This window comes from Kribbella sp. NBC_00709, from assembly GCF_036226565.1.
Lineage (GTDB): Bacteria > Actinomycetota > Actinomycetes > Propionibacteriales > Kribbellaceae > Kribbella.
The window spans coordinates 6996113-7015248 of record NZ_CP108996.1 but is presented as its reverse complement, the minus strand read 5'-3'; the positions used below and the strand labels follow the sequence as shown (position 1 = coordinate 7015248).

At 65.9% G+C, this 19136-nt stretch carries 15 protein-coding genes; 5 read left to right on the top strand and 10 right to left on the bottom strand.

The window, feature by feature from the left end; genetic code table 11:
• Positions 1–139 precede the first annotated feature (139 nt).
• From OHA18_RS34275 to OHA18_RS34260, 4 genes are all read right to left on the bottom strand, one after another.
• The gene (locus tag OHA18_RS34275; protein WP_328999501.1) at positions 140–1129 is read right to left on the bottom strand and encodes an aldo/keto reductase; all 990 of its coding nucleotides are present in this window, start codon (positions 1127–1129) and stop codon (positions 140–142) included.
• A gap of 9 nt (positions 1130–1138) precedes the next feature.
• The gene (locus tag OHA18_RS34270) at positions 1139–2017 is read right to left on the bottom strand and encodes an aldo/keto reductase (protein ID WP_328999500.1); all 879 of its coding nucleotides are present in this window, start codon (positions 2015–2017) and stop codon (positions 1139–1141) included.
• Positions 2018–2096: 79 nt separating this feature from the next.
• Positions 2097–2501 (bottom strand): DUF6855 family protein, encoded by a 405-nt coding sequence (locus OHA18_RS34265; protein WP_328999499.1) that lies wholly within the window; start codon positions 2499–2501, stop codon positions 2097–2099.
• Positions 2498–3283, bottom strand: coding sequence for an ArsR/SmtB family transcription factor (locus OHA18_RS34260; RefSeq protein WP_328999498.1), 786 nt, complete (start codon positions 3281–3283; stop codon positions 2498–2500). Before OHA18_RS34260 ends, OHA18_RS34265 begins: the two co-directional genes overlap by 4 nt.
• Before the next feature lie 70 nt (positions 3284–3353).
• On the opposite strand from OHA18_RS34260, the gene OHA18_RS34255 reads away from it, so the two are divergent.
• Entirely contained in the window at positions 3354–3926 is a 573-nt protein-coding gene (locus OHA18_RS34255; RefSeq protein ID WP_328999497.1) for a DinB family protein, read from the top strand.
• A gap of 4 nt (positions 3927–3930) precedes the next feature.
• On the opposite strand, the gene OHA18_RS34250 is transcribed toward OHA18_RS34255, so the two are convergent.
• Positions 3931–4206: a YggT family protein gene (locus tag OHA18_RS34250; protein WP_328999496.1), complete on the bottom strand. Its 276-nt coding sequence runs from the start codon at positions 4204–4206 to the stop codon at positions 3931–3933.
• Between the two features lie 316 nt (positions 4207–4522).
• Here OHA18_RS34250 and OHA18_RS34245 point away from each other — a divergent pair, with 316 nt between their 5' ends.
• A complete protein-coding gene (locus OHA18_RS34245) occupies positions 4523–6685 on the top strand; it encodes an ATP-binding SpoIIE family protein phosphatase (RefSeq protein ID WP_328999495.1) in 2163 nt (720 codons plus the stop codon).
• Entirely contained in the window at positions 6682–7011 is a 330-nt protein-coding gene (locus tag OHA18_RS34240; RefSeq protein ID WP_328999494.1) for an STAS domain-containing protein, read from the top strand. Before OHA18_RS34245 ends, OHA18_RS34240 begins: the two co-directional genes overlap by 4 nt.
• 49 nt (positions 7012–7060) lie before the next feature.
• Here the strand turns inward: OHA18_RS34240 and OHA18_RS34235 are convergent, their stop codons facing one another.
• Positions 7061–8071 carry an EcsC family protein gene (locus OHA18_RS34235; RefSeq protein WP_328999493.1) on the bottom strand — a complete coding sequence of 337 codons (1011 nt, stop codon included), beginning with the start codon at positions 8069–8071 and terminating at the stop codon, positions 7061–7063.
• 45 nt (positions 8072–8116) lie between these two features.
• Entirely contained in the window at positions 8117–8692 is a 576-nt protein-coding gene (locus OHA18_RS34230) for a DinB family protein (protein WP_329006183.1), read from the bottom strand.
• Here OHA18_RS34230 and OHA18_RS34225 point away from each other — a divergent pair.
• A protein-coding gene (locus OHA18_RS34225; RefSeq protein WP_328999492.1) for an IS3 family transposase occupies positions 8615–9762 on the top strand; the annotation gives its coding sequence in 2 pieces (ribosomal slippage) (positions 8615–8885 and positions 8885–9762; 1149 coding nt in all). The two genes, OHA18_RS34230 and OHA18_RS34225, sit on opposite strands and share 78 nt — an antisense overlap.
• Positions 9763–9994: 232 nt before the next feature.
• On the opposite strand, the gene OHA18_RS34220 is transcribed toward OHA18_RS34225, so the two are convergent.
• Positions 9995–13594: a hypothetical protein gene (locus OHA18_RS34220; RefSeq protein WP_328999491.1), complete on the bottom strand. Its 3600-nt coding sequence runs from the start codon at positions 13592–13594 to the stop codon at positions 9995–9997.
• 585 nt (positions 13595–14179) lie between these two features.
• Here OHA18_RS34220 and OHA18_RS34215 point away from each other — a divergent pair.
• The gene (locus tag OHA18_RS34215; RefSeq protein WP_328999490.1) at positions 14180–16618 is read left to right on the top strand and encodes a hypothetical protein; all 2439 of its coding nucleotides are present in this window, start codon (positions 14180–14182) and stop codon (positions 16616–16618) included.
• Between the two features lie 488 nt (positions 16619–17106).
• Here OHA18_RS34215 and OHA18_RS34210 read toward each other — a convergent pair whose 3' ends face one another.
• Both OHA18_RS34210 and OHA18_RS34205 read right to left on the bottom strand, forming a co-directional pair.
• Positions 17107–18006, bottom strand: a complete 900-nt coding sequence (locus OHA18_RS34210) for an IS3 family transposase (RefSeq protein ID WP_328999489.1) — start codon at positions 18004–18006, stop codon at positions 17107–17109.
• A gap of 39 nt (positions 18007–18045) precedes the next feature.
• Positions 18046–19098: an IS110 family transposase gene (locus OHA18_RS34205; RefSeq protein ID WP_328999488.1), complete on the bottom strand. Its 1053-nt coding sequence runs from the start codon at positions 19096–19098 to the stop codon at positions 18046–18048.
• Between the last annotated feature and the right edge of the window lie 38 nt (positions 19099–19136).

Sequence of the window (19136 nt, the reverse complement as noted above, 5' to 3'; positions counted from 1 at the left end):
CCCGCTAGTACCCCAAACGAGCCACAAGGAACTCGACGGCGTCTGGATGCAGCCTGAGCAGGCAGGCGCAGAAGTGAACTGCGCGCGACCGGCGCACCCGGGAGCCCCACCTCCCACTCGACGACTGACTCGGTGGAACTCAGAGGCCGACCATCGCCATCCCGGCGGGGTTGTACCGGTCCCCCTGTACGCCGATCCGCGCGGCCAGCGCGTCGAGATCCGCGATCTCGTCGGCGGAGAGCGCGATCTGCGTCGCGCCGGCGTTCTCGTCGACCCGCGGGCGGCGGCGGGTGCCGGGGATGGGGACGATCCACGGGTGCTGGGCCAGCAACCAGGCGAGGGCGATCTGGCCGGGCGTGCAGCCCTTCGGTTCGGCGAGGGCGCGGACGTAGGCGACGAGGGCCTCGTTGGCGGTGAGGTTGCCGGCCTCGAAGCGCGGGACCCGCGAGCGGATGTCGCCGGCGGGGAACTCCGTCGACGTACTCACGGTGCCGGTCAGGAAGCCCTTGCCCAGCGGGCTGAACGGAACGAACCCGATCCCGAGCTCGGCGCACGCCGGCAGCACCTCGGGCTCCGGGTCCCGCGTCCACAGCGAGTACTCACTCTGCACAGCCGTGACCGGATGGACTGTGTGCGCCCGGCGGATCGTCTCCGCGCCCGCCTCCGAGAGCCCGAAATGCCGAACTTTGCCAGCCTGTACAAGTTCGGCCACCGCTCCGGCGACGTCCTCGATCGGTACGTCGGGATCCACCCGGTGCTGGTAGAACAGGTCGATCACGTCGATCCCGAGCCGCTGCAACGACTCGTCCGCGACCCGGCGGATCTGCTCGGGACGCGAGTTCGTCCCGATCATCTTGCCGTCCTGGATGTTCCACCCGAACTTGGTCGCGATCACGACCTGGTCGCGCACCGGCGCGAGCGCCTCGCCGACCAGCTCCTCGTTGACGTACGGCCCGTAGACCTCGGCCGTGTCGAAGAACGTGACCCCGGCGGACTCCACGGCGTACCGGATCACGCCGATCATGTCGTCGCGGTCACCGGGGTTCGGTCCGTAACTCTGCGACATCCCCATGCAGCCGAGGCCGACCGCGGAGACCTCCAGGCCTTGACCGAGCGTTCGTGTGTGCATGATGCCTCCTCAGGCCTCGGGGATTTCGATGCCGCCGTACGCCCGGGTGATGGTCTCCGGCGCCGGGCCGCCGCGGATCCCGGTGTCGAGCGCGTCGATCGCGGCGAGCTGCTCGTCGGTGAGCTCGAAGTCGAAGACGGCGAAGTTCTCCACGATCCGGGCCGGGGTGACCGACTTCGGGATCGGCTGCCGCCCTTCCTGCAGGTGCCAGCGCAACATCACCTGTGCCGGCGTGCGGCGGTGCGCCGCGGCGAACTCGAGGATCGTCGGATCCTCCAGCGTCGAGCCCTTCGAGCCGCCCCGGTAGAAGGTGATCCCGCCGATCGGCGACCAGGCCTGGTTGAGGATGCCCCGCTCGTTGTCATAGGCAAGCAGCTCGGACTGCTGGAAGTACGGATGGATCTCGAGCTGGTTGACCGCCGGCACGATACCGGTCTCGGCCAGCAACCGCTCCAGGTGCGGTGGCATGAAGTTCGACACCCCGATGGCCCGGACCTTGCCGTCGGCAAGCAACTTCTCCAGCGCCTGATAGGCACCGATGGTGCGCTCGAAGTCGCTCGGAACCGCCTGGTGCAGGATCAGCAGGTCGACCTGCTCGACGCCGAGCTTCGCGGCGCTCTTGTCGAACCCGTGCAGGGTCTCGTCGTACCCGTAGTCGACGACCCAGATCTTCGTCTCCACGAAGACGTCATCCAGGCCGGAGCGTCGGATCGCCTCGCCCACCTCGCGCTCGTTCCCGTACGCCGCCGCCGTGTCCACGTGCCGGTAGCCGACCTCCAGCGCGGTCTCGACAGCCGCGATCGTCTCGTCGGGCGGCGTCTGGAACACGCCGAACCCGATGGCGGGCATCTCCACCCCGTTGTTCAGCTTGATCGTCGGAATGCTCATACCGCCACCGTAGGCCGGGACGGCACGCGCAGGGAGCCTCTGCTGTTCCAGGTACCAGCAGTGCCCCCTTCGCCGCCTGCTAGGGGACGCGGAGGCGGTTGTTGCGCGGGTTGTGCTCGAGCTCGACCAGGCCGAGCTCCTCGAGCAGCGGCGGGATGTACATGGCGAAGCGGCCCCGGTACCCCTTGCGAAGGCCGTACCAGCCACCGACGGGGTTGTCCTCCGCCCGCGCCCACGCCTCCAGCGTGCCGTCCTTCGCCGGCTTCCCCTCGTCGGCGCTGCCGAGGTCCATCCAGTCACCATGGGCCTCGAGCATCGCGGGTACGTCGTCGAGGCAGCGGGCCAGGTACCGCAGCTTCGTCGTACCGACCTGGCAGACGATCTCAGCCGGGTCCGCGGTGTCGTCCCGGTGCATGGTGTACTCCGACGTACGGGGTGGTGTCTTGAGGATCCAGGGATCGTCGGGGGTGCCAGTACCGTTCATGAGTCTGCTCCTTGGGTCGTCTCGTTGCAGGCGGCAACGAAGTACCGCAGCAGCCCGCTCCAGCCGCCGGCGTTCGCATCACGCCAGCTGTCCGCGTCGGCACCGAGCCGTTCCCAGCCCGAGTGCGTGATCAACACCTTGCTCCGATCCTCGGCGACCGGCACGAAGCGGATCTCGACATCGGTCGCCTCGTCCGCGGGTCGCCGAATGTGCCACCGATAGCTCAATCGGTGCGGCGGATCCCACGCGGTGATCTCGCCCCAGTCGATGCCGTCGCCGTCGCGGGTGCGCTCGTAGATGCGCCCGCCGACCCCTGGCTCCAAGGTCACGGCCGCCGGGTCACCGCTGACCGAGTGTCCACGCGGCCACCACGACGAGAACCGCTCGGTCCACGTCGCGAACGCATGCCCGACGGAACACTCCAGCAGTACTTCGACCCGTAGCGGCTCGGTCACTACTCCCCCGCGTTCCGGCGGCCGCGTGTTCTCCGCCATCAACTTGAACCGCGTCACCGCATCCCCCCACACGTCGCGTAAGTACGCCTGGACAACCTCAGCGCCGGCCTCGTGCAGGCGATAGATCCGCCTGGTCCCCTCCGGCGCCTCCTCAACCAGCCCCGCCTCCTTCAGCAGCCGGAGGTGGCGCGACACCGCCGGCCGACTGACCGGCAGCTCCCCCGCCAACTCCCCCACCGACCGCGCCCGCCCACCCAGCAACTCGAGAATCCGCCGCCGCACCGGATCCCCCAACGCGGCGAACGGATCCCGCCCAGACTCAGTCACCATGCAAGCGTAACCCATCGGTTACGGTAATCCCCTTGTTACCATCTGTCTCCGGCTGGAAGGAGAGACGATGACGACGACCTGGTGCTCGGTGGTCGCAGCGCAGTACAGGTCAGTGCTCGACGACCTGGCCATCACGGTGCGCGGCTGTCCCGATGAGCTGTGGGAAGCGAGCATCTACGAGATCAAGAAGTCCGACCAGTGGGCCTGGCCTCCGACGGACCGTGACGGCCGGCCGTTCGACGAGCCCGCGGACCGCGAGCGCAATCTCCAGGCCATGTCCGCCGTCTGGCGGACCGCCTCGCACGCTCTCTGGTTCACCGACCTCGACCTGTCCGGGCCTGAGACGGAATGGGCTCCGCCTGCCCCGTTCTCCACGGCCGACGAGGACGCGTACGTCGTACCGCCCGTGTACTCCCGCGAACAGGTCTTCGCCTACATCGACCACTGCCGACGAAGGGTCGACACACTGTTCGCCGACCTGACCGACGATCAGGCCACCGCGCAACTCCCACAGCCCCACCGAAACGGCGGAACGTCCCTGGCAGCCGTCCTCATCCAGGGCGTGCTCCACCTCCAGCTCCACTCCGCCCAGATCCGCACGTTCCTCAGAACCCACGGCATCCGCTGCGAGGACGAGTAAGGATCTACAGGCTGAAAGCGACCGAGCGAAGGATCAACGCAGCGATGAACACCGCCGTGAACGCCAGGTCGATCGACAGCCCACCGGCCCGCACCGGCCGCAACACCCGCCGAACCCGCCCGATCACCGGCTCCGTCCAAGCATGCGTAAACTCCCGAGCCCGACCAGCCCACTGAGGCCCGTTCGCCAGCACCCCGGTCCAGTCCAGCACCATCCGCACAATCAGCACCACGATGAACACCGTCAGCACGAACCCAACCAGGTCCCCAATGAGGCTCATAGCAACTCCTCCACGACGGCCACCCTGACCACCACACAAGTATCAACGCCGCAACCCACCCAGGAATGTCTCCACCACCATCTTCTTAGCCGACTATCAGCTCCCACGGTGCCTCGTGGGCCTGATCAGGTGACGGATCTCGGTGGCTTGACGTGGCCCGGAATCCGGCGTCCCATGAGCTAAGGCATCGAGGCGCTCGGCCCCGGCCGGAGAGTTGGGCAGGGTGTCCACAGCCACAGCAGACGCCAAGCGCAGGTACGCCGCGTTGGCGTGTCGACGCGGACGCGCTGACGGCTAGTGATCCGCTAGTAGAGCCATGGCTGGGCGCGCTGGAGCTTCTTGGACCTCGAGGGCACTCAGGCTGCGGCTATCGGCGGATCTGGGCCGTACCACCGCGGCCATCGTCCTCGTCGGCGCCGCCTACTACCTCGGTGCGCGTCTAGGCCTGAGCCTGTCCCTGGTCGAGCGAAACGTCACGCCGCTCTGGCCGCCCAGCGGCATCGCACTGGCGGCGTTCCTGATTATGGGGCGGTCCATGTGGCCGGGTGTTGCGCTTGCAGCTCTGGCCGTCAATCTGCCGATCAGCACCGGTCCTGCGCCCGCCCTGTTCACCGCTCTGGGCAACACCCTTGCGCCACTCGTTGCAGCGATCGTCCTCGAGCGCATCGGGTTCCGGCGTCAGCTGGATCGCCAGCGTGATGCGCTGGCAATCGTCTTCCTGGGTGCGCTGGCGAGCATGACGATCAGCGCCACCGTCGGCGCCATCACGCTGATAGCTTCGAAGGGAACCGGCGAGCTGGCCACCACCTGGGCGGTCTGGTGGACCGGCGACGCGATGGGTGTTCTCGCCGTCGCCCCGTTCCTCTTGTGTATCCCGCTGTTCTGGGAGCTCGAGCCGTGGCCGGTCGCGCGCTGGCTCGAAGCCGCAGTCATCCTCGCGCTGACCATCGTCTTTGTGTCGTGGACGACGCGCACCGACCTGCACCTGCTGTTCCTGGTGCTGCCGTTGCTGGGCTGGGCCTCGTGGCGTCTGCAGTTGCGCGGAGCCGCCCCCGCCGCGCTGACGGCCTCACTGATCGCAACCTGGTCGGCGGCGCACGAACTCGGCCCGTTCGCGGGCAAGTCGCTGCTGGAGCAGATGTTGACTCTGCAGGCGTTCAACGCCACCGTCGCGCTCACGTCGTTCTTCCTCGCCGCGCTCGTGACCGAACGAATGCAGTTCGCCCGCGCGCTGATGTCCGCCGCTGCCGACCTAGAGGAACGCGTCAGGACTCGCACCGCGCAGCTCTCGGCGGCCAACGAACGTCTGCGCCGCGAGATCCACCAGCGGCACGAGACGCAGCAGCAGCTGAGCCTGGAAGAGGAACGGACCCGGCGAGAGCATCAGATCGCGGAAACGCTGCAACGCAGTCTGCTCCCCGACCGCAGGCCCGATATCCCCGGCGTGGCCGTTGCGGCCCGGTACGTCCCAGCGACCGCGGACCTGCATGTCGGCGGCGACTGGTACGACGTGATCCAGTTGCGCGGCGGCCTGATCGGTCTCGTCATCGGTGACGTCGCCGGGCACGGCCTGCAGGCTGCGGCAGCCATGACACAGCTGCGGACGGCCGTCCGGGCGTACGCCGTACACGATCCCTCGCCGGAGGCGGTGATGAACGGCCTGCACGTGCTGGTCCGCGAGCTGCCAATGGCCGAGATGGTGACTTTGCTCTACGTCCTGTACGACCCGGACACCGGCACGGCGCGGTTCGCGAACGCCGGACACCCGCCGGCCCTCCTGATCGACAACGGAGATACGCGGTACCTCGACGGTGGCCTGGCCCCGCCACTCGGCGTACTGGCGCATCGGGACCATGCCGAGGTAACGCACCAGCTGCGGCCTGGAGCGACCCTCCTCCTCTACACCGACGGGCTGGTCGAGAAGCGCACACAGTCGATTCAGGATGGCCTCGATCGGCTGCTCGCCGAAGCGTCCGACCTCGGCGGGTCCGACATCGACGCCCTGTGTGACCATCTCCTGTCGACCCTCACAGAGAACGGCAAGGTCGCCGACGACATCGCGCTGATCGCTCTCCAGCCGCTGGTGCTGGCCGGAAGGCCGCTGTCGCTCCACGTGCCGGCCGATGCGCGGATGCTCTTCCAGGTCCGGCACGCGCTACGTCGCTGGCTCCGCGAGTCGGGAGTCAACGCGCAGGACACCGGCGAGATCACGATCGCCTGCGGGGAGGCGTGCAGCAACGTCGTACTGCACGCGTACGGCGCCTCGCCAGGTGACCTGCAGGTCGAAGCGCGACTCGTCGACGGTGCGGTCGAGCTGACCGTGCGCGACCACGGTCAGTGGCGCCGTCCGGCGAACCGTGGCGGCGGCTTGGGCATGGGACTGATCCGCGGACTCACGGATTCCGTCGACGTGGACAGCCGTCCAGAAGGTACGACGGTCTTCATGCGACGCACCATCGCGGTAGAGGACGAGAAGTGACCCCGCACGCGGTGGTAGATGCTCGAACAAGCAACGGCATCCAGGTCGTGCGGATCTGCGGCGAAGTCGATCTCACCAACGCCATCGAGGTACGAGAAGCCATCAGCCGGATCGCCTCCCACGACGTACCCGCCATCCTCGTGGACCTGACCGAAACCACCTACCTCGACAGCTCCGGAATCGCCATGCTCTTCAAGCTGGCCGAACGCCTCAACGAACGCCGCCAGCAACTCCGCCTGGTCGTCCCCCCAACCTCCCCGCTCCAAGCCGCCCTCAACCTGACGAACCTCCCCCAAACCATCCGGGTCCAACCCACAGTCGACTGACGCTGACTTGCGGAAGTTTGCCCACAGCAACATTTCGACGCGGCATGGGCTAGCTGTCCGGTGCGTCCCGCTCAGCATCCAGGACCGCCATAACGTCCACCGCGCCTTCCCCGGCGTCGTTGTCCGATCGCGCAGCCGATGAGCCGGACATCCATTCCTGTGGGTCGATCCCGTAGGTCTCCGACAGGGTCCGGAGGCGGTAGACCGCCTGAGCGCGCCGGAAGGTCCGCTCGGTCAGGCTGGCGCTGAGCGCTGCATTCAACCCGACGCCGACGAACGGCACCGTCTGCGCAAGCTTCTTCTGAGTCAGTCGCAGGCCGAGGATCTGGTAGACCTTGCCGATGACCCGAACGAGAAGGTGCTCGTTCAGCTGCTTCCAGGTCGCTTGACGCATCATCTGCTGGGTCAAGCGCGACAGCGCCCCCAGCGCCTGTGTCTTCGCGCCCAAGGAGCCCGCCACCCCCAGCGAGAGGACACCCATCGCGAAGAGTTCCTCGTCCGGGAGCCGCACATCGTAGCCATAGCGAGAAGCCACCGCGCCGATGGTGCGCCCCATCATGGCCATCGAAGCGACCGCGTCGGCGGCCACCGCACCGATCGCCACGGCAGCCGTCGTACCGGCAGTCACCGTAGTAGCCACCTCCGCTCCGGTGACGGCCAAGGCGGTCGCAGCCCCCTGGCCGGCCGAGCCCAAGGTGTAGCCGAACTTCGGCGGCAACATGGCATCGCGATCCTCGAGCGGCAAGGCACGGATGTGCTCGTGCGTACGCGTCTCCGGGTGCTGCTTGGCATAGCGCTTCACGATCGAGGCCGGTCGTGTGCTCCGAAGCGCAGGCTGGAACGTCAGCGCAAGCGTCCCCTCGAACACTCTCTCCACGATGTCCTTCGCAGAGTCCGCCCCGGGCAGGTCGCTGACCTTGCCGGCGACCCAGGATGTCGTCGATGAGACTCGTTCGCGCAGCATCTTCGGGATGACCGGTTGGCGCGGCGATTCGTGCAGCACCTTGAGCGACTGCCGCCAGGCCGCCTGCTCGTACGCCGACATCTCCTCGAAGCCCATCGTGGCTTTCCCCCTCCTCCAGGCCCCCGAAGAGGCTACAAGAACTCAGTCGACAAGTAGCTGTTCCCGAAGAATGTCGGCATGCCCGCAATGCTGAGCCAACTCCCGCAGAACCTGTAGGTACACCCAACGCAGCGTCCGCGGCCCGCCCCGGTGACCAGTCACAACGGCATCCAACGACAGATCTGCAACCACCCTCCGGGCCGTAACACAGGCTTCCCGATGAGCAGCCGTGACCGAGGCGATCGTGTCGTCGTCGGCAAGCCGGAACGACTCTCCCGGGCTCTGCACCAGGCCAAGCTCCCCGCGGGACATCCCACCGACGCACTCCTCGAACCACACCCGCTGCATCCACGTCACGTGCTTGACCAGCCCGAGCAACGTCGTCGCCGAAGAAACAAGCCGCCGCCGCACCTGCTCCTCACCAAGAGACTCAAGAGCCGCCTCGATCGCGCCACGGTAATCCTCAACAAAGGGACTGCCCCCGGTTCGGTTGACTCCTGACCTGTGAGGACTTCGGTTCTTGCTGGAAGGATGTCTGTTATGCCGAAAGCCTTTCCTGAGGAGTTCCGTCGTGACGTGGTCGCGGTCGCCCGCAAGGGCGAGGCGCCGATCGCGCAGATCGCAAGGGACTTCGGGATCTCTCAGTCGTGTCTGACACGGTGGCTGAAACTGGCCGATATCGAAGACGGCAACCGCCCGGGCGCGACCCAGCAGGAGTCGGCCGAGCTGCGGGAGGCGAAGAAGAGGGTTCGGCAGTTGGAGCAGGAGAACGAGATCCTGCGCCGGGCTGCGGCCTACTTCGCCCGTGACATCAACCCAAAATGATGTACCCGCTGGTCCTTGACCTGGCCGCCGACAAGATCCCTGTCGCGGTGACCTGCCGGGTGCTCGGCTTCAGCAAGCAAGCCTTCTACAAGTGGCGCGCAAACCCTGTCACACCACGCGATTACGACGATGCCCACCTGATCAACGCCGCTCGCGAGATCCACGGCGACGACCCCGGCTTCGGCTACCGGTTCATCGCCGACGAACTCCCGGGCAAGGGCATCACCGCGAGCGAGAACCGGGTCGCCCGACTGTGCTCACAAGAACGGCTCTGGTCGATCCACTCCAAGAAACGCGGCCTGAACCGCAAAGCCGGCCCGCCCGTTCACGACGATCTCGTGAAGCGGGTGTTCACCGCAGCCGCGCCGAACCTGGTCTGGCTGACCGATATCACCGAGCACGCCACGACAGAAGGCAAGTTGTATTTGTGCGCGATCAAGGATGTCTACTCCAACCGGATCGTCGGTTACTCCATCGACTCACGCATGAAGGCGTCCCTGGCCGTGACCGCCCTGCGTAACGCGGTCGCACTGCGCACACCCGCAGCCGGGCTCATCGTCCACAGCGACCGCGGCAGCCAATTCCGGTCCAAGAAGTTCATCCGGGTCCTCAAAGCCCACCAACTACGCGGCTCGATGGGCCGGGTCGGAGCCTGCGGCGACAACGCCGCCATGGAATCCTTCTTCGCCCTGCTCCAGAAGAACGTCCTGGACCGGCAACGCTGGACCAGCCGCCACCAACTACGGCTGGCCATCGTCTCCTGGATCGAAACCAGCTACCACCGAAAGCGCCGGCAACGCCGCCTCGGCAGACTCACACCCATCGAGTTTGAGACAATTCAACCCGTCGCACTCGCGGCCTGAACCACCAAACCCCGCGAGTCAACTGAACCCGGGGCAGTCCCGACCGCGGATGCTTGCGATAACCCGACGAACCTGTTGCGGTCTGGGTCGGTCGGACCGCCCGCGGCTACGGCCGAACCGCCGACGTCGTGCATGCCGCTCTCCACGTGACCAACGCGATGTCGCTCGCTGGCTCGCCAAGAATCCGCTTAAGCGATCGATTGATTCTGTTTGAACCGTTGCGCGTGATGCGTTACCCGACGTCGAGCGTATCCGCGAGGTCGGACCGCACGGCCTTGGCAACATTTCTGAGCGTGTCAGGGGCGATCATCCCGAGCGCGTGCAGCGGCGGATCAGTCGCACCTGCACAGAGCGCGAGCGCCACCATGCCAGGGGCCCTGTGTGGCGAAACTTTCTGCGTACAGGCAGCTAGAGACAAAGCGAGCGCGTCCGGATCGCTGATCGAACTGAGTAGACGCTCTGCTCGATCAACTTGGCCGATCGCTAGGAAGCCCTCGACCACCTCCGCGAGGGCCCTCGACCGTTCCCTTCCATCCGCGACGGCGTTTGCGCGAGACTCTGCTCCTTCGATCGCCGCAGCAGCGCGGAGAGTCTCACCAACATCGGCAAGCTGCTTGGCAACCTCCACCATGGCTTCGACGATCAGCGTCGTGCCATACGATACGTCGCTGCCATCGGGCACAGTCTGCATGACCTGGTATGCGCGCTCAACCAAACCTTCAGCTTCGTGGCAGTCGCCGGCCTCAGCATGTGCGGTCGCGATCCCACACAGTGCAATAATCCGCTCCTCGGGATCGTTCAACGAGCCAGCGACGCGCTCAGCTTGATGGTAGTCGCCGATCGCGACGAAGCCGTCTGCCGTCGCGAATAGGATCCTTTGGTCATCGTCATCAAAGCGGCTGGCGATTGCCGCACATTCACGCGTCATCTCGACGGCATGATCACGCATCTCGATCGCCACCAACGCTCGGATGACCGCCATCATCGCTCCCACCTGATCAGCAGGGTTAGGCATTCCGCGAGCGGCGCTCTCGGCTTCGCCTACCAGCTCGGCCGCGCGGCTCGCCTCCCCGCATTTCGATAACGCCTCGGCGACTTCCCGCACCCTCCAGATGCGGTCATGGGGATCCTCCACGGTGTCCAGCGAGTCCACGGCGGCCGCCGCCGCCATCTTGGCCTCTTGGAGCCTGCCGACCGCCGCGTTCGCCAACGCGAGCTGCGCAAGCACGGAAGAGGCACCTTCCTGAACCGCGTAAGCCGACGCAAGCCCCTCGGCGCTATCGATGTCATCAACCATAAGAAGTGCGTGAATCGCCTCGCTCGCCCAGGTCAGCAGATGCGACGAACTCGTCGATCGCGCCACCATCTCTGCCTGAATCGCGAGTGCATGCGCTCTTTCGGCATCATCAGCCGAGACTCGTGCTGCGATCCTTACAAGAACTTCGGCTCGGCTCTCGGCGTCGCGGATGGACGACGCCAGTTGTTCCGCGCGCTCGAACTCCTCGAGCGCGATGGCAGCATCGGCTACGGCGCTCAGCGCGTAGTCACGATTGTTCGCCTCTGGCACACTCGTCGCCGCCGATTCGGCGTCACCTAGCAACGTCAACAGCCTTTGACGATCGTGCTTCGAGCGGGCGGCGGCCTCGATTAGGGCACTGATCGCATGCGCGCGCTCATCCGGCTGCCTCGCAGTTCGAGCAAGGCCCTCGGCGCCGGTCAGATCACCGATCGCGAGTTTCGCCCCACACAGAACGCCTATCGCGTAGGTGCTCGAGTTCCATGAGCTCATCGCCGCGAGCAATGCTGTGGCCTCATCCAGCAGAACAGCTGCTTGAGCCGCATCGCCACAGGACAACACGACTTCGGCTGCGAGTCCGATCCGATCGCATTTCTGCGGCTTCGCCAAGGCGATAACTTGAGCCCGTTGGCTCAGAGCCTCCGTGGATGCACCGATCGACTGCGCGGATTCGACGACTCCACTAATCGCCCACAGCTCATCGGTGGGTACCTTGCACGTGCCAGAGATTGAGATGGCATAGTCAAGCAGCTTGGTCGCTTGCATTCGTTCGTTGCGAGCAGCCCGCGCGACAGCGACCTCCGCTATCGCGCGCGCCCGGAAATCCGGCGCTGGGATGCTGTCAGCCAAAGCTTCGGCCTGATCTAGTTCGCCGTGCTTGACCAACTCCGCCACGACCTCGCCCAGCGCGGCGCCCTGATAATCGCGATCAGGATTCGCCCGGGCTAGCTTCTCGACTCGCGCGAGGTCACCGATCTCGAACCACGCTGCACATGCAGCGCGAAGCGCTGTGGCGAGAGCGTCGCGTGACAATGCGACCTGGCCACAGTCGTCAGTCGCAGCCTCCGCTAACGTCGCTGCCAGTTCTGTCTGACCGGACTTCGCCAAGCCCTTCGCCAGGAGAGCGAGCGCCGTTGCCCGCCGCCCCGGATCCGGTACTGCGCGCGCCAGAGCTTCCGCACGGGGTGAGTAGGCCAGGTGCGCCCACAGTGCTGGCAGTTCGACAGGTATGTGTGCGTTGCGTTCCTTCAGCCTGTCTTTGTGTCGAGCTAGTCGAGCGATCGTGAATAGATCTGGTGCGCCCGGCACGAGCAGCAGGTCCTGAGCGGTCTCGATCTCCACGAACGCTGCAGTGTCGCCGCCGGTAATCTCCATCAGTCGATCGTGTCGAGTCGAGTCCAGCGCAAACTCGACGATCCGATCCAAGTCCCCGAGAGCCCGCAAGAGCCGAAAGTACCCGCGGAGAAGGTACTCAGGAGTCTCCGCAGGCCATTCGCGATCACGGTAGTCTGCCGCCCACTCATGCAGCCGCTGACGATAATCGCCAACGCGCACATCGCCTATCCGCTCACGCGCCGTCGCCTGCAGTTCCTCGTGTCCGAGGACATATGAGTCGTTACCGCTCCAACGCTGCTGGCGGACGCTGAAGGTCCTGCCGGCCACGGCGTCCAGATGGTCACGCACCTGCCACACCGACTCTCCGGTGAGCTCGGCCAGATCTCGCGCACTCAGACCGCCGCCTCCTGCGACGACGAGCCCCAGCAGATCTTGCTCTACCGAGCTTCCGCCCAGGAGAGCGGCCAACTCCCCCAGCATGTCCATCTTGACGACCCTTGCCGCTGGAGATGGATCCAACGGCCGAATGATCGATGGGTCACGTAGTGGATGGTTCGGAGGGACATCGAGCGGCATCGGCGGATTCGGCCTGCCTGCAACGATTATCCGCAGATTGGCCGGTGGATCGAACGGCAGCAATGCAGCGATACTGTGCGCCCCTGCTCCGGCAGTGACCCCGCGATCCTCGTCTAGCCCGTCAACCAGCAGGATCAATCGCTCATTCTGTTCGCCACACGATTCTGCAGCACGTCTGAGAACGTCAAGAAAGCATTGGTCACGAGTGGCTTCGGTCAGGTGCCAGGGCATCGGCTCATCCAGCAGTTCCGCCAACTGCTCGATCACGACATCCGTGAAAGCGATCCGGTCGCTCTGCCCTGCCCACCGAGCGGTGACAAAAAATGGGACGACGCGAACGCTTGGCGGTGGATTAAGTGCAAACCAAGACATCAAGGCAGATTTTCCCGCCCAGGCCGGTGCCCGCCACCAGGCATACGAGGCGGCATGGTCACTGATACAGAAAGCTGCCAACTCGTTGAACTCGGACTCACGGCCCTCCAACACGACGGGCGCGATCCGCCGAACCTGCTCTCGGTACGCCGACCGTGCGACCGGCCGCCCCTCCATCGTCACGGATCCGCTAATGGTTCCGCTGTTCGCAAGACCGCCGTAATGCGCAATGGCACTACCGCTGTCGCGCACGACAGTCCTAGCGCCTCGTGACCAGTCCACCGAGTTGCCTCCCCCCGGCACTCACCAACTCGCTGCTTTACGAGGACTCCAGCCCGCTGTTGGCCTCCCCGCCGCCCTCCGCCGTTGCCTCACCAGTATTTCTAAGTTCAACCGGCCGCCCGGTGCCAGCGTGCCCGCTCAAACCGCTATTCGCCCGACTGTTCTTCCCTCGCGCCGTCGCATTCCCGGTCCGCTTGACGGTCGTTCCCCCTGCTCGACCGGACAGACCTGCCCACACCGCCAGACCCACCCCCGCCACAGCCGCCATCGCGGACACTATCGTTGCCGTGCGATTTGCATCTTCCCACCGCATGACCGTCAGCACCGTTCCGAGGCCGGCAACGACCAAGCAAGTCACAATCGCGACCAAACGCCCACGTGTCATTCGCACATGATCGCCTGTTAGCGACAGTTTGCACAGTCCTCCATGGACGTAATATGCGATCCTTGCGATGCAACACACTCAAGTCAGGGGTGCGGCGGGCCAGCCTGTCACATGGGACGGCTGCGAACAGCTGCAAGACCGCAGCCTGATGACACCAAGGTGGGGGCAGAATGCGTGCAGGCCACGTGGCGCGCAATACGGGCAACGCACAGGCGAGCGATGGCGGGTTCAGCAACACCGGCGTCATCGGCTCGGTCACCATCGACCGCCGCCCGGTCGCCGAGTCCGCCTATTTACTGCAGGTAGAACGCATCGCGCCGCCGGACCTGGTCGGCCGTGTCACCGAGCTCAGGGAACTCGCGGACTTCTGTACGGCGGCCAAGGCCGCTCCCTACACGTGGTGGCGAGCGGAGCAGTGGGCCGGCAAATCGGCACTACTGTCGTGGTTCGTGCTTCACCCGCCGCCCGGCGTCCGGGTCGTTGCGTTCTTCGTCACGGCTCGCTTCCGTGGGCACGAGGACCGCGTCGGGTTTACCGACGTCGTCATGGAGCAGTTGGCGGAGCTGCTGGACGAACCGATGCCAGCGCATCTCACCGAGGCCACCCGCGAGCAGATCTTCCTGAACCTCTTCAAACGTGCCGCCGAGCGATGCCAGGGCCGGGGTGAGCGACTCGTCCTCGTGATCGACGGACTCGACGAGGATCGTGGGGTGAGCCATGGTCCAGACGCCTACAGCATCGCCGCGCTACTGCCAGCCGAACCTCCAAAGGGATCGCGGATCGTCGTCGCCGGCAGGCCGAATCCGCCGATTCCGTCTGATGTGCCCGATCGGCACCCGCTCCGCGATCCACGAACAATCCGCCGCCTCCATGTTTCGTCCGCCGCAACGGTGGTCAGGGCCGACATGCAGCGCGAGCTCAAACGCCTGATGTACGGAACCGAGATCGAGCAGGAACTCCTCGGTTTGCTAACAACCGCTGGAGGTGGTCTGAGCTCGAAGGACTTCGCGGAGTTGACAGACCTGTCCGAGGTTGTTGTCGACGACCATCTCTCCAGCGTCGCGGGCCGATCCTTCACGCCACGTAGCGCTCATTGGCGGCCCGACCACCGCGTGTACGTCCTCGCTCACGAGGAACTGCAGGTCAGAGCAGTCGAGCGACTCGGCCCACGACTCGCTGACTATCGTGCGCGCTTGCATGAATGGGCGGACCGATACTCCGCCCGCGGGTGGCCAGACGACACACCGGAGTACCTTCTCCGTGGGTACGTGCACTTGCTGCGCGACACAGGTGATGTCGACCGCCTGATTGCTCTCGTAATGACGGCGACGCGGCAAGGAACGCTAATCAGGCGGGATCGCACACACACCGCGGCGATCGCCGAGATCGACGCGGTCCGCGAAGCCATTGGCACGTCCGCCAGGCCCGACCTCCTCACCCTGACCAGACTGGCGAGACGACGTGACGGGTTGGCGGTCCCGCCGACCCGCCAGAGCTCCGATGGCGCGAACCGCCGCCATGAATCAGCGTCCCATGCATGGGAGCTCGTCGATCTCATCGACGCCTTGTGTTCGGTGGGCGACGTCGACCGGGCTCGTGGGCTAGCAGAGAGCATCATCCATCCTGCGGCCAGAGCTCAATCGCTGGCTGCTGTCGCCGCCGCGGACGCGGTCGCCGGCAGGCACGCGTGCGCCCGAGCACTGGTCGAGCGAGCCGAGGTCGCAGCTCGCGAGATGCGGATCTCGATCGCCCCGACGCGGACATACGCTCGCATCGCACGCGCGAGTGCAGCTATTGGAGACCACGAGCAAACCCGGGCGCTCATCTCTCGGATCAGTACGCTCGCCAGCGAGGTGACCCTCCTTGGGGTTCGAGCTCAGATATTGGCCCACGTGGCCTGCGCCGCAGCGACTGGCGGACAGCACGACCAAGCAAGGGAGTTGATCTCCGCGGTCCACACGTTGGCCGACCAGCTAAGCGGGCCGTCCGATGAATGGCTGCTCGCCCTCCTGGCGAAGGCACACCTCGCAGCTGGCGAGCGCCGACAGGCCGAGTCGCTACTCGGTCGCATGCGCAACGAACCGTCCATGCAGACGGTGATTGCTCTCGTCGAGGCCGCGGCAGCAGCTGGCGACTACGACAAAGCCGAGGAGTATGTGCGTACCTGCCTGTGCCCAGCCGTGCCGCGAGCCCGCGCCCTGGCGGCCATCGCGGAGGAGGCAGCGCTGGCAGACGACTATCAGCGCGCGGGGAGCCTAGTGGCCGACGCCGAGAATGCCCTCCACGGCGTCGCCATCGTGACGCCGTCGCTCCGGACGGATGCGTTGGCAGCTCTGGCAACCGTCGCCAACGTCGTGGCTATCTTGGGCCGTCGACTCTCAGAGCAAGGTCATACCCGACTGGCTCACCACCGGACCGAGCACGCGCGAGCACTGCTCGCGCAGATCTTCAGCAGTTCGGACTATTGGACAGGACTGCTTCCAACCCTCGGGCTGATTGACCGCTCGTTGTTGAGCGCAGTGGCCGACGACATCATCCAGAGCGGCGAGCGAGTTGTAACGCACCACTACGGGAGTCCCGAAGAGCTGCAAGAAGAGCGCAATGTCTAGTCGAACCGCAGCCGCGGTGGGCTCTACGAATGACAAGACTAACGTAACCAGGACCGTGCGCTGAGTGGTGGCAGCGGACCCCTCCACCGCACCAGGCCAGCTCGCTGTACCCAACGCCGACCGATCGATGCCTGGACGGTAGCTGTCTGCAGAACTTCATCGCTAGGTGACGAGGTTCGGCCGGGGCACGTCTCGCCTGCACAACTGGTGCGTCACCCACTCCCATGACCACACACGTCTGACTCGACGTTCCCTTCACCGGATCACAACCCATGCGCCTCCCGTGCACCGTAGTTGTAATGCGTAACAGGGGCCCTTCAAGCGACCGCTTCTGCGAGAGTTGCGCCGCCTAGGCCCTCGAGGCACCACGAGGTCTTGATCACCAGGAAGTCCACACGCGCATGAGTCCACGGCGAGTGTCGTCCTACGCCGCCTCAGTCGTCGAATGGGCTTGACCCGTTTCGACGGACAGGGTCGATGTGAGGTGGTCAGGCTACCTGCTCGGCCGTGACCGTGAGGCTGGATTCGTACTGTGTAGGGCTGAGGTAGCCGAGGGTGGAATGGCGTCGGCGGGTGTTGTACCAGCCCTCGATGTAGTCGAAGAGCGCGCTGCTGGCGGCCTTGCGGGTCGGCCAGGCACGGCGGTGGATCAGCTCGGTCTTCACGGTGGCGAAGAAGGACTCGGCCACGGCGTTGTCCCAGCACTGACCCTTGCGACCGACCGACAACGTCACGCCCAGATCCCTTGCCAGGTTGGCGAACTGGGCCGAGGTGTACTGACAGCCCCTATCGGAGTGGAACACCACGCCGGCCGCGGGACGGCGCCGGTTGACCGCGTCGGTAAGCGCGTCGGCGACCAGGTCGGTGCGCAGATGGTCAGCGACGGCCCAGCCGACGACCCGGCGCGACGCGAGGTCGATCACGGTGGCCAGGTAGAGCCAGCCTTGCCAGGTGTGGATGTAGGTGATGTCACCGCACCAGCGGGCGTCCAGCGTCGCGGGCTGGACAGGGTCGATGTCGAAGTCGCGGCCGATCAGATCCGGGCGGCTCGTGGCCGCCGGGTCGGGGATCGTGGTCTTCTTCCATCTTCTTGGGGTTCGCCCGTACCGGTCTGCGGCCCGCATCAGCCGGACGACCCGTTTGCGGGAACATCGCTCGCCTTGGGCCCTCAGCTCGTGGTGCACCCGCGGCGAGCCGTAGGTGTGGCGGGAGTCGTCGTGGATCTCGATGATCTTGCCGGTCAGTTCAGCGTCGCGCTGCTCGCGCACCGACGGCCCGTTCGTGCGGTCAGCGTAGTAGGCGGAACGAGAGACCTGCAGCAACTCACACGCCCGCTTCACGCTGTGGTCGCCCGCCTTCTCCGCCTCGATGAACGGGTAACAGTTCACCGGGTCTCCTTGATGCTCCTATGTCAAGCGGCTCGTTGGTCAGGCCGCGATGGCCACCGGTGGCGTGGTCTTGGTGTCCTGTTGCTGGTCTGCGCGTAGAGCCGCGAAGACGCTGTCGGAGAGTCGGCGGCGCAGCAGCCGCAGGGCCGCGGTCTTGTCCTTGCCGCGGGTGAGCTGCTTGGTGATGTAGGCATGTCCTGGGCCGATGCCGCGGGCCTGGGTGACCGCGATCATGTGCAGGGCGCAGTTCGTCGCCCGGTTGCCGCCGCGGTTGAGCCGGACCTTGCCCTTGCTGGCGCCGGACCAGACCGGGACGGGCGCGGTGCCGGTGAAGCGCGCGAAGGCGTCCTTGTTGCGGAACCGGTGGACGCCTGCGGTTTCGCCGATGATCACCGCGGCCGACAGCGCCCCGCATCCTGGGATGTCCAGCAGGCTCGGGGCGATGGCACCGACCAGCTTGCGCAGTTCGGCCTCGAGCGCATTGATCTGATGGTTCAGCTCGTCGCACCGGCTCAGCAGGTTGCGGGCAAGGCGCGCGACCATGCCGTCGAATCGGTCCAGCTCCACGAGCAGCTCGGCGACGACGCAGTGGCGCTTGAGACCGCGAGACGGGATCGCCAGATCGGGGTCGAGTTCGTGCAGGTACCAACGGATCTGGGAGGCGATCCGGGTGCGTTGCACGACCAGGTCGTGGCGGTGGTCCGACAGCAGCTTCACCTCCCGCGCCGGTCCGTCCAGCTCCGCAACCGGCAGATCCGGGTGACGCAGCGCGGCCAACGCCACTGCCTCGGCGTCGATCGGGTCCGACTTGCCCGGCTCCCGAGCCGCGCGGCGGGCCCCGGCCATCAGCTTGGTCGGAACACGCACCACGCGACAGCCGGCCGCGAGCAGATCTGCCTCCAGACGGCGGGTCAGATGCCGACAATCCTCCAGCGCGAAAGCGACCTCATCAAACTGGGCCGACCAGCGGACCACCTCGAAGTGGCCCTCGCTGTTGGTGCGGACAGTCTTCACTCCCAGCCGGCGCCCGACGTCGTCGACCGCGACGACCGTGTGGGTGCGTTTGTGGGAATCCGTGCCGATCATGACCATGCCGAAGGAACTCCATACGACGAGAGCAGGAAGGGGAT